At 41.5% G+C, this 13190-nt stretch carries 5 protein-coding genes and 1 pseudogene; all 6 read left to right on the top strand.

The window, feature by feature from the left end; genetic code table 11:
- Positions 1–78: 78 nt before the first annotated feature.
- The 6 genes and pseudogenes from AB1Z56_RS15020 (at position 79) to AB1Z56_RS14995 (ending at position 13187) form a co-directional block, all read left to right on the top strand.
- Entirely contained in the window at positions 79–3312 is a 3234-nt protein-coding gene (locus AB1Z56_RS15020) for a TonB-dependent receptor (protein WP_426789538.1), read from the top strand.
- 263 nt (positions 3313–3575) lie between these two features.
- Positions 3576–4817: pseudogene (locus tag AB1Z56_RS15015) on the top strand (M57 family metalloprotease).
- A 163-nt stretch (positions 4818–4980) separates the two neighbouring features.
- Positions 4981–6120: a glycoside hydrolase family 88/105 protein gene (locus AB1Z56_RS15010; protein ID WP_426789537.1), complete on the top strand. Its 1140-nt coding sequence runs from the start codon at positions 4981–4983 to the stop codon at positions 6118–6120.
- A gap of 6 nt (positions 6121–6126) precedes the next feature.
- On the top strand, positions 6127–8262 hold the full coding sequence (locus AB1Z56_RS15005; RefSeq protein ID WP_426789536.1) for a TIM-barrel domain-containing protein: 2136 nt from the start codon (positions 6127–6129) through the stop codon (positions 8260–8262).
- Between the two features lie 205 nt (positions 8263–8467).
- On the top strand, positions 8468–11566 hold the full coding sequence (locus AB1Z56_RS15000) for a SusC/RagA family TonB-linked outer membrane protein (protein WP_426789535.1): 3099 nt from the start codon (positions 8468–8470) through the stop codon (positions 11564–11566).
- Positions 11567–11624: 58 nt separating this feature from the next.
- Positions 11625–13187 (top strand): RagB/SusD family nutrient uptake outer membrane protein, encoded by a 1563-nt coding sequence (locus tag AB1Z56_RS14995; protein WP_426789534.1) that lies wholly within the window; start codon positions 11625–11627, stop codon positions 13185–13187.
- Positions 13188–13190 lie beyond the last annotated feature (3 nt).

The following is a 13190-nucleotide window of genomic DNA, read 5'->3' as shown; positions in this document are numbered from 1 at the left end:
GTTAAGTTTATATTAAGTCCTTTGTAATTTGAAATCTCTTAGTAATTTTGCTTAACATTTTTTAACAAATCACATTATATGAAAAGATCTTTACTCTTTTTCGCTCTTGTTATGGCTAGTTACGGTGCTGTACAAGCTCAGGTTACAACAAGTAGCGTTACAGGTATTGTAAAAGAAGCAAACGGCAGTTTAACTTCGGGAGCTACGATTAAGGCTACACACGTTCCATCCGGAACTGTCTACACTGGTTCGGCAAATGCTGCTGGTCGGTTCAACTTAGCCAATATGCGTGTAGGTGGGCCTTACAAAATTGAAGTCACCTATGTTGGACAAGACCCTATTATCTATAATGATGTCTACTTACAATTGGGACAGCCATTTGTATTAAATCCTGTTTTTGCAGATAAAAATACAACTTTGGAAGAAGTTACGGTTACAGCGCGCAGAGGTGCCACTAAAACTGGTGTTTCAACTATTGTAAGTAGAAAGAAAATTGAGGAAATGCCGGCCATTTCCAGAAGTATTACAGATTTAACGAAATTAAATCCTCAAGCGAACTCACAAGGAGACGGTTTCTCGTTTGCTGGAAGAAATAGTTTATTCAACTCATTAACTTTGGATGGTGCTCAGATGAACAATGCATTTGGATTATCATCTCTTCCTGGAGGTCAAACTGGTGCTCAACCATTTTCATTGGATGCAATTGAAGCAATTCAGATCAACCTTTCTCCTTATGATGTAAAACAAGGTGGTTTTACTGGAGCTGGAGTCAATGCAATTACCAAAAGCGGTACAAACACTGTAACAGGATCTGCTTATTGGTATTTCAAAAATCAAGATCTTCAAGGCTATAAAGTTGATGGCGAAAAATTGCCAAAAACAGAATCATATAAAAATAACCAGCTTGGATTTAGCGTTGGTGGTCCAATCATTAAGAATAAATTATTCTTTTTCTTAAATGGTGAGACAACTAAGCGTACAACTCCTGGTTCTAATATCCTTGCTAACCGTGGTACTGGTGCTGCAAATGAGTCAAATGTTCAAGCGTCTGATTTAGATTTAGTAAAGAAAACTCTGATCGATAACTATGGCTACGATCCAGGTGTTTATGAAGGATTTAATAATGATCAGAAGGCAAATAATATTACAGCTAAGATTGACTGGAATATTAACGAGAAACATAAGTTTACTCTTCGTTATAATCATTTGGATTCTTATAGAGATATTAATCCAAGTGGATCCAATAGTAACAAAGGGCGTGGACCAAGTACCACCTCGATGATTTTCTCCAATCTACGCTATCGTCAAAACAACAATATCAATTCCATTACTGCGGAGTTAAACTCCACTTTCAATAGTAAGTACGCAAATCAGATTCAAGTCGTTTATTCGGCATTTAGAGATTTTAGAGATCCTCTAGGAACTGCTTTTCCAACTGTTGATATTGAAAATGGAAGTGGTGGAAACTACATTTCATTTGGACAGGAACCATTTTCTGGATTAAATAAATTGGATCAAAATTTATTCAGTATCACTGATAACTTTAATATTTTTGCTGGAGCACACACTTTTACATTTGGTGGTTCCCTAAGTTATCAAAAGTATAGTAACGCATTTGCTCAATTTATCAACGGTCAGTTTAGATACAAGAGCATGAGCGATTTTATTGCAGCAGCTAACGGCGATAAAACTGTAAATCCTTCTTTATATCAATTGACGTATTCGGTAGTTCCTGGTGTTAGCCGTCCGTCTGCTGATTTCAGTATGATGCCAATAGCACTTTATGCACAAGATGAATGGTTTGTAAAGCCAAACTTTAAATTGAGCTATGGGGTGAGAGCAGATATTCCTGTGTATACAACGGATATCGTCACTAACGAAAAAGTATTGGGGATGACATTTGCTAATGGAGAAAAACTTGACGTTTCACGTTTGCCGAAAACTCGTGTACTCGTTTCTCCAAGAGCAGGATTTGATTGGGATATCAGACAAGATAGATCTTTCGTATTGCGTGGGGGAACTGGAATTTTTACTGGTGGTGTCCCGGGAGTATGGTTGACTAACCAAGCTGGCCAAACTGGTATGACCTTTGGGAATATGTTTATTAATAATCCAACAGATAAACCGTTTAATCCTGATCCTTCAGCTTATATTCCTGCGAATCCACAAAATCCAGCGACTTATGAGATTGACGTTACTTCTAAGGACTTTAAAATGCCTCAAATTTGGAGATCTAATCTAGCTGTTGAATATAGCTTACCATGGGATATGAAAGCTACATTAGAGGGGATTTATACGAAATCGATCAATGAGGTTTACCATAGAGATGCAAACTTGTCAGATCCAAAAGGAACGTTTTCAGGTACAGGAGACACGAGAGCGTATTGGTTAGCTTCTGATAATGCAAGACAGATCAATCCATCCATTACACGTGCCATTGTTTTAGATAATACTTCTAAAGGAAATGCTTATAGTCTTACTGCGCAGTTGGAAAAACGTTTTGGAAAATATGGTGATGCGATGGTAGCCTATACCTATAGCAGCGCTAAAGATATTACTTCAAACCCTGGTTCTCAAGCAAACTCTGCGTATACAGGTAATGCCATTGTAAGCAATCCAAATTCTCCGGTATTGGCTTATTCAAGCTTTATGGTTAGAAATAGAATAATTGCAGCAGTAAATGTCAATTTCAATATTACGCCACAATTACCTACAAGAATAGGTTTAGTATATGAAGGTAGACCATATGGGGATACCTTCGGTGCAACACGATTCAACTATACAGTTAGTGGAGATATTCTTAATGGAAGTGGACGTTTTTCAAATGTGTTAATGTATGTACCTAAAGACCGCGCAGATATCGCTTTAGTTGATATTGTGGATTCTAAGGATAAAACGAAAGTTCTTGAAACTGCAGATGCACAATGGACACGTCTTGATGCTTATATTAATCAAGATAAATATTTAAGTACAAGAAGAGGCCAATACGCAGAAAGAAATGGTGCTGAATATCCATGGATGAACCGTTTTGATATTCGGATTATGCAAGAATTGTCCAAAGTATTAAAGACAAAAGACAATCACAGGTTGCAAGTTTCATTCGATATTATCAATGTAGGTAATTTATTGAGTAGCAAATGGGGTGTTACAAAAACACCTAATATTACCAACTTTATGCAATATCAGGGTGTGGCTAACAATAAACCTACTTATACTGTTAGCCAAAATCTTAAAGAGCAGACTTTTAGAAATAATACAGGTATTGATTCCAGATACCAAATGCAGTTAGGTATTCGTTATATCTTTAATTAATGATAGGCTAACTACATTAAAAACTTGAAAAGCCGATCGATTTGATCGGCTTTTTTATTTAATAATAGGCAGTATTTTAGAGAGTATCGCAATCCATTTTACTTGAATAAAAAATTCGATAGACCATTCAGTTACACCTAAGCCGAGTTTGTTTTGTTAATTTTTTTCATAAATAGAAAAGTGTTTTTGATTAATTAACGATTTGTTTATTGATAGTTTTCTTGGTTTTATTATCTTGGTGTATAATTAATTGACTATATTTTATGAAAAGAATTTTATGCATTCCATTCGTATGGATCTTTCTGCTATTACATTCATGTAATAAGGCTGATGTTACTTCGATTGAAATATCACAAAATGATGTTTATATTGAAAAACTTAAAGCACTGGGTTTCGATTTATCGCAGGGTTTTTATGAGGAGGACGGTGGTTTTATAGTTGAAAATGATATTTTTCTCTCTAAAGAGGATATCGATTTTCATTCAAATAGAAAATTACTTGAAGTCGTGAAGTTACATGATTTGAGTACTTATGCTTCATTGAATTCTGCAAAAGCAGGTGGAGGTAAAAAATCACAATATCGTTCTACAAATATTGTTAGTTTCATTGATCACAGTTCTTATACAAAAACAATTTCTCTCTATTTAGATCCCTCATTAAATAGCGTTCTTGGAAGTGGGTTAGACCAGGCTATCACTCGTTATAATAATCTAGACATTGCGCTAAAATTTATTCGGGTTCAAAATGCAAATGTTGCCTCAATAAGAATTACTCCGGCAGATAATAGCACACCGAAAAAGTACCTTATGAAAGCTGGATTTCCACAATCATCATGAGCCCCGTATAATAGTATTTTGGTCAATACCAACTACTATAATAATAATACAATAAGGTATGATATTGCTTCAACATTAGCACATGAAATTGGTCATTGTATAGGCTTAAGACATACCGATTATATGAATCGTGTGTTTAGTTGTGGCGCTGAAACTGATGTAAATCCAAATGAAGGGGCTGGAACTGATGGAGCTGTACATATACCAGGAACTCCTACGATTCCCGAGTATAATTCCTTTATGTTAGCTTGTGTTAATGGCGTAGATAGGCCGTTTACTCAAAATGATATTTTGGCTCTCAAAACACTTTACCCGTTAAAAGCCCCGTCCTTTTATGTTGCTTTGAGCACAATTATTCTAGACGATAGATCATCTTATAGTTCTTGTTGTGATTATAATGATTATGATGTTAAATATGAAGCAAAATTCTATAAAGACCAGACTGGTACAACTCCATATTACCCTACTTCTCCATTTGTTCTTCGTGGAGCACTTTTTCACAATAATTCGCTTGTTCAGCAATTAAATATAACCATTCCCACAGGGGTTCAATCCTATGATTTGGGAACATATACTAATTCATCTGTATTAGAATGGGGAACTACTGTATCTCAGGACGAACATCAAGTAATAGTTTATCCAAGCTATGACCTTTATTTAATGAGATAGTATATATCAAGATAGTATAGGAGATAACAGAAAAGGTCAAGATTATATCTTGACCTTTTCTGTTATAATTACCAATTTATCCACCTAAAAGAACAAAATATACCCCCTAAAAACAGGCCGTCGCTCCGATATTTGGTTTATAACTAAATTATAAACCCGTCTGATGATGAAGAAGTTCTGTATGTCCATACTCGTGGGTATTGGTGTCTGCATGTCTCTTTGTACTTTCGCACAAAGCATGGACTTGGTTAATTGGCCAGCGCAGGCCGACCCCCAATTAATAGGTGATCTGGTGGCACAACGCTTCGTAGCAAGTCCCCATAACAGTTTTAAACCTCCAGCTCCCCCCAAATCAATTACTTATCCCGAAGTCTGTACCTGGTATGGGGCATTGAAGTATGCCGAAGTGAGCAACAATAAGAAACTACTGGAGCAATTGACGCATCGGTTTATGCCACTTTTTGACACCGAAAAACACTTGGTCCCCAAACCTTGGCATGTAGATTTTTGTGTCTTTGGAACGGTACCACTGGAACTCTATTTACAAACAAAAGACCAGAAATTCAAGACGATGGGAATGCGTTTTGCAAATGCGCAATGGACGATTCCGATTGACTCTCCGCAAGTTGTAAAAGACAGCTATCAGAAATTTCTCGATAAAGGCCTGACTTGGCAAACCCGCTACTGGATTGACGACATGTATATGATTACCATGATTCAGTCCAAAGCTTTTCAAGTGACGGGTAATCCGCAGTATATCGACCGGGCAGCACATGAGATGGCCGTCTACCTCGATACCATTCAAAAAGAAAATGGTCTTTTTTATCATGCCCCTGATGCACCCTTCTTCTGGGGGCGTGGCAATGGCTGGATGGCAGCAGGCATGAGCGAATTGCTCTCTTCATTGCAGCACGATAACCCCAATAGGCCCAAAATATTGGCTTCTTATCACCAAATGATGGCAAGCCTCAAACAATATCAGCGGCCAGATGGCCTGTGGGGCCAGCTCATTGATAAACCTGAATCTTGGGTGGAAACGTCGGGCTCCGCTATGTTTACCTATGCGATTATCCTCGGCATAAAAAATGGTTGGCTCGATGCAAAGGAATATACCCCGATCGCACGCAAAGCATGGATTGCTTTGACTGGCTACATCAACAAAGATGGCGATATCAGCAACGTCTGTGAAGGTACTAACCGAAAAAATGATTACCAGTATTATCTCGATCGAAAACAGAAAACAGGAGATATGCACGGTCAGGCTCCTGTACTCTGGTGTGTTTATGCTTTACTAAAAAAGTAATCAGCTATGATGAGATTATGGACAATTTTGCTGGTATTGCTCGCCTTAAAAGCGTCCGCACAAAGCCTTCGCTTTCAAGAGCAATATCCAGGGGTATGGAAAGGTACATTTGGAAAGCCGGATAAATATACGCTGCTGTCAGCAGCAGCGCCGACTCCTCAAGTGGAAACGCTCGAACGACTGCAGTCTATTGATTTTCCCTTACCCAAGATGGAGGTGCATGCCGAACTGATTGATGGTAAAACTTACCTGCGATTCCCATTGCAAAAGAATGAACAGATCTTCGGACTGGGACTTAATTTTCAGACGGTACATCAGCGAGGCAAGATTCTTAACCTGCATGTCGACCATTATGGCGGCAAAGATAATGGGCGCACTCATGCACCTGTTCCCTTCTACGTCTCTTCCAGAGGATATGGTGTATTGATCAATTCAGCGCAATATTTAACCTATTATGTTGGTACAGGGGTACGCAAAGATGCCAAAGTCCCTGCAGAAGTAAAAGATCGCAATACCGATAAAAGCTGGAACTCCCGGCCTTACTCGGATGCTGTGGAGGTATATGTACCCACAGCAGGTGCCGAAATTTATGTGTTTGCAGGTATCAACCCGCTCGATGCCATAAAACGCTATAATCTCTTTTGTGGCGGTGGCACATTGCCGCCAAAATGGGGGCTTGGTTTTACACAGCGTGTGCAAAAATTATATACAGCAGATGACGTCATCAAAGAAGCTGCGGAATTTGAAGAACATGGTTTTCCGCTCGATTTTATTGGTCTTGAACCGGGTTGGCAATCCAAAGCTTATCCTTGTTCATTTGAATGGGATGCTGGACGTTTTCCAGATCCGGCAGCCTTGGTAAAGAAACTGGCCGACAAAGGTGTGCGTTTAAACCTCTGGACAAACCCCTATGTTTCGCCCGATGCTCCTATCAGTAAGTCAATTGAGCCTTTTACAGGGTCTCATACTGTGTGGAACGGGACCGTTCCGGATCTGTATCACCCAGATGCAAAACGTATTGTTGCAGAACAGCTGAAACGTTCGCAGATCAATATTGGAATCAGTGGCTATAAGATTGACGAAGTAGATGGTTACGACTACTACCTGTGGCCAGACATGGCTAAATTTCCATCGGGCATCAGTGGGGTACAAATGCGGCAAACCTATGGCGTGCTTGCACAGAGGTTGACCGACAGTCTGTACCGTCAGCAGAACAAACGAACTTTTGGACTTGTACGGGCATCCAATGCCGGAGCCAACAATATGCCTTATGTTATTTACAACGACTATTACAGCCATCAGGATTTTATTACAGCATTGGTCAATAGTGGTTTTTGCGGTGTGCTATGGACGCCGGAGGTTAGAGGTTCCAAAACTGGAGAGGAGTGGCTGCGCCGTTTTCAAACGGTCGTGTTTTCACCGATGGCGATGATTAACGCTTGGTCTAGTGGGACCAAACCCTGGTCTTTTCCAGAAGTGGCCGACAAAGTGAAATACTATGCGCAGCTGCGGATGGAATTGATGCCATATCTGTATAGTGAATTTGCAAAATACCATTTTGAAGGAACACCGCCTTTCCGGGCCATGGCACTGGAAGATGGATTTCAGGGGCAAACAAACGCAAGCCTGAGCAATCAGGATCTGGAAACAAATCCTTATCTGGAAGCGGTAAATAAGGAAGTGAAAGATCAATATATGTGTGGTGAATATCTATTGGTTGCGCCTTTGTTTACGGGAGAGTCCACTAGAAAGGTGCTGTTGCCCAAAGGCAACTGGTACGATTTTTATTCGGGCCGTTATGTCGGTAATGGGGAGGAAATCGTTGCTAAACCCGAAGATGATCGGATACCGGTCTATGTGAAAGATGGGGGAATCATTCCAATGACGACAGCACGACTTCATGCACCTGCAGCAGGAGAAAAAGTCAATTTGATCATTCGGCATTATGGCGAAAAGGAAGGAGTGTATAACCTGTATGATGATGATGGTGTGAGTTTCGATTATGAGAAAGGTGCTTATTCTTGGCGTAACATACAAATTAAAAGAAGTGCCGGTGGAAAATTGGTGGGGGAGATCTCAGCGGCAAGTAAAAATAAGCCTGATAATTTTGGTACAGTAAGATTTGAGTGGATGAACCAATGATGCTGTTTTGATTCATATAAGATGTTTTATGGGTCTAAAAACCATTTTTTACCGCTAAAAAGACCAAAAAATACACTGTCTAACCTTGAGGATTGACTGATATTTGAGGTATAACTGATTACAAAAATAACCAATTTATTAAATGCATGGCTTAGCCATCAATAATCTACTTAGGGTAGGCTATTGCCATAAAAACTGATTTATTATGATAAAAAGTATCACAAAAATGGGGTGCTTTGTACTCTTCCTGTTTCTTGCTATGGGGAGTATAGGCTTACCGGTCTTCGCCCAGCAAAACATTCGGCTTTCAGGAAAGGTGACCAACAAAAAAGGAGAGGTCCTGCAAGGAGTCAATGTTCGCGTTAAAGGGAAAAGTCAGGGAACAAGTACTGATGCTGCGGGGAAGTATCAGCTGGATGTTACCCCTTCAAGTACGGTTGTCTTTAGCCAAGTGGGCATGAAAGAGCTGGAGCGAGCCGTCGGTAACCAGCGGCAACTGGATGTCACGCTGGAAGATAGCGACAATGCGCTGGATGAGATTGTGGTCACGGGTTATGGTGGTGTCGCAAAGAAACGTGACCTCACAGGTGCCATATCTTCTGTCAACGCAAAGAAAATAGAAGAACGTCAGCCTATCAATCTTTTCGATGCCCTACAGGGCCAAGCGGCAGGTGTTCTTATTGTCAATGACGGTGGTGGTGCACCCGGCGCTACGGGGTCCATCCAGGTACGGGGCACGTCGACTTTGAATGGTGGAAATGGTCCTTTATATTTGGTCGATGGGGTAATTAACCCAGACGGTGCCACCATTAACCCAACAGATATCGAGAATATCGAGGTGCTGAAAGATGCCGCTTCTGCATCTATTTATGGATCGCGTGCGGCCAATGGGGTTATCCTGATCACCACCAAGCGCGGTTCCGAAGGGAGACCCATGGTTAATGTCAATTACAATCATCTTTTCGGACGTCTAGCTCATTATATCCCAGTAAGCAACTCGGCAGAGGTAAGGGCTTTTAGGTATATTCAAGGACTCAATACCAATACGGATTCCATCAACCCAAGTTTCAATTCCGACAACGATTTGCAGCGACTGTTATTGGGAAATCTGGCACAGAAGAAGGAAATTAAGGTGAGTGTTTCCGGTGGTCAGAAAAATCTCCGCTACTACAGTAGCTTAAATTACCTGGACGATAAATCTATTATCCTGAATAGTTACGCCAAACGTTTGCAGTCACGCATCAATGTGGAATATCAGTTTTCATCCAAATTGAGGTACTCCAACAATATTTCCTTTTCCTGGCAGAAAGGTAATACAATTCCGATCGGGAATACGATCCGTGTCGTCATGGACCGACCTGCGTATTCACTGATTTATTATCCTGACGGTTCCCTAACAAGTTATATCGGCTCGAAACGGAATCCAGTCGCCAACGCTTTGTTTGAGAAGAATATCGATGAGACCTATTCCGGACAATTTAACAACCAATTGGATTATCAGATCAGGGACGACCTGAAATTTACGACTTTGTTTAACGCACGGCTGGACAACTTGCAGAATACGCAATTCTCGCCGCGTTTTCTCTCGGCAAATAAGGATCAGAATAGCGGAACAAATGAATTTAATAAGACCTTTACCTGGGAGTTTCAATCCTATCTGAATTATAATAAAACTTTTGCGCAGGATCATAATGTCACTGCTTTATTGGGATTCAGTTCGGATCGCAGACGCTATGACCGTTTTCATTCCGAATATATGAACAGCGTAAATGAGGAGGTTCTGGTGACTTTTCCAGATTACCTCACGCCGTCAAAAACCTATACCACAGCAACGGCCAATGCTTCTGCTTCTGTTTTTAGCCGGATCGGCTATAACTACAAGGGGCGTTACATCGTTCAGGGATCGTACAGAAGGGATGGGTCTTCGCGGTTTGGTGCCACAAATAAATGGGGGAACTTCCTGTCTGCATCTGCTGCCTGGCGTTTCTCGGATGAGGACTTTATGAAATGGGCCAAACCGGCTTTGGTGGATGCTAAACTGCGATACAGCATCGGACAGCTTGGAAATGATAAAGTCGGTGATTACGAATCGTACACGAAAGTGGCCTTTGGTGGATCTTATAACGGTGTTGGTGGAGCTGCTTTGACCAGTACTTTTGGTAATAATAGGATCAAATGGGAAACAACCACGCAGAACAATGTGGGGCTGGATCTGACTTTCTTAAATGGTCGATTGGGGTTTACCGCAGATTACTACGTCAAGACGACTACGGATCTACTATATCCAAGAGAGCTGGCCAAGGAAACAGGCTATGCCAAAGTTAATGTCAATTTAGGGACAATTCGCAATCGCGGGATGGAATTTGTCATCAGCGCCAAACCAATCGTAACACCTGATTTCAGCTGGGAGGTAAACGGCAATATTTCCTTTGAGCGCGGTAAGATCGTGAAGCTGGCCGATGGAATACCATTTTTCCCGGGCAATAAATGGTACGCGGAAGAAGGTGGCCGTATCGGTAATTTCTACGGCTGGCGTAATCTGGGTGTATATGCCTGGGATGAATCCAATGCCTATAACGACAACTGGGAAAAATTGACACTGGTACTTGACGATCAGGGCAAACCATTGTATCGCGATGGAAAAGCAGTCTATACATTTAACGGCAATGATTACCAGGGAACTGTGCATCAGCTTTACGCACCAGACGGTAAATTAAAAGGCGGCGATGCGGAATGGCTCAACAATAAGAAAGACAGCTTGATCAACGATGAAGACCGCATGATCCTCGGCAATGCGACACCTGATTTCTATTTTGGTTTTATGCAGACTTTTAGATATAAACGATTTACGCTAAATGTGCTCTTCAACGGCTCTTTTGGCGGTGAAGTCTATAATGCTTTGCTGCAACGCCAAAATTATCCGACCAATACGGGGGCAGGTTCACCGGATATGGTCTACAATGTATGGCGCAAACCCGGGGATGTGGCCAAATACCCAAATTATGTGGAGCGAAACAACCGTGGAAATATGAAAACCAATCAGAATAGCCTCTATATCGAAGATGCGACTTTTGTTCGTTTGTCAAGTGCACGGCTGGCCTATACCTTCGATCCTCAGTTGATCAATAGGCTGAAAATGAAAGGGCTTACTGCCTTCGTTTATGGCAGCAACCTGCTGACATGGACCAATTATCGGGGCTACGATCCTGAATTCAGCACGAACAATCCGCTGACACCGGGAGAGGACGATGGCCGTTATCCGAGGAGACGGGAGTTTGGATTTGGGGTAAATATCAATTTTTAGCATATATCTTTTAGGGGAAGTTCCGTCTGAAGGATGGGACAGATAAAATATTTTTGACATGAAAACAAAGATCTTAGCACTGTTACTGCTGTCAGCTACATTGGGGGGCTGTAACAAATTTTTGGAAGAGAAACCGCTGGCCGAAGTCGCACTGGACCAGCATTATAAAAACTTATACGATGTGCAGGCCGCAATCGCTGGAATGTATAGCTCCTTTCAGCTTGAAATGGTTGGTAAAGGGAATTATCAGGATAACAAAGACAATTATCTCGAAAAATACCTATACTGGGGAGAATATCGTGCTGATAATTTTGACCGGGCGATTAGTTACACGAAAGACTATGTGGACGAGATCGTATTAAATAGCCTTACGCCAACCAATCAGTTTTCAGACTGGAGCGGGCTCTATACCGCCATCGGGCGTATTAATAACAATATCAAGTATATTCCAAAGGCAGCGGAATTGGATAGCCGCATTACCCCGGAGATGCTGAAAGATTATCTCGCGCAGTGTTATGCCCTTCGAGCCATGTGTTATTTCTATCTCGTCCGTGTCTGGGGGGATGCTCCGATATGGCTTGAACCGTATGAGGACGTACAGCAGCCTGCTGCTAGCGCACGTGAATCGAAAGATAAGATATTGAACGAGGTCATTATACCGGATCTGGAAAAAGCCTATTCCCTGGTCGATAAAGATGCGAAAAACTCCCTATGGACAATTGGAGGAGCAGGGATCTGTGCCATCATGTCCGATGTGTATATGTGGAAGAAGGATTATCAAAATGCGACAAAATGGATCTCACGCCTGTTTTTGACAAAGTCTCCTACAGGAGTGAGCTATGCCGGAACCAATGAAACCAATTTACAGGATGGCGCAAGCTGGAAAACTATTTTTGTCAATCCAACTTCCAGCAAAGAAACCATCTGGAGCATCCATTGGGATTACCTCAAAAATGGCTGTGCCTGTATGCAGACATCATGGTCTCCCAACAATAAACAGATTGTAGTCGATGAAGGAGTGTGGGCAACCTGGTTTCAGCCGCAGACGACAACTTCCCCAAGTCCTGATATCAGACCTCAACAAACATTGGATGTCTATTTTGGATTGCCAAGCAACAAGCGAGATCGCTTTATCAAATGGTATCCTACGGATGCCAACCCAACCAAAGCGGATCCATGGCCTGTAACAAATCAGGCACTTCCAGTTTATTTAACCATGTACCGTTTAAGTGACATGTACCTTTTATATGCCGAAGCGTTGAATGGCTTGGGGGATCGGAGCAATGCCCTGAAATACTTAAACTTTGTACGCAAGCGTGCACGCCTGCCACAATATGATGCAAATGACGCAACTATTGCTACAAGCTACCAGTTGGAAACGGCAATTTTGGATGAACGTCGTTTGGAGCTCTTTGGTGAGGGGAAAAGGTGGTTTGATCTGGTGCGCACTGGACGTGTGAAGGATGTGATGGACCCCATCTTGAAACGTAGACAGGAAGAAGCCGGCAATTTAGAAAAACCCGGATTCCTGGATCCAACAAACAGAGTGTATTGGCCTATTCACCGGAATGTTTTAAACTCCAATAAATCATTGGTTCAAAACCCGGGATATACAGATTAACAG

The sequence above is a fragment of the Sphingobacterium sp. WOUb80 genome, assembly GCF_050058145.1.
Lineage (GTDB): Bacteria > Bacteroidota > Bacteroidia > Sphingobacteriales > Sphingobacteriaceae > Sphingobacterium.
The sequence above is the reverse complement of the archived record's forward strand: the minus strand, read 5'-3'. Positions and strand labels throughout refer to the sequence as shown.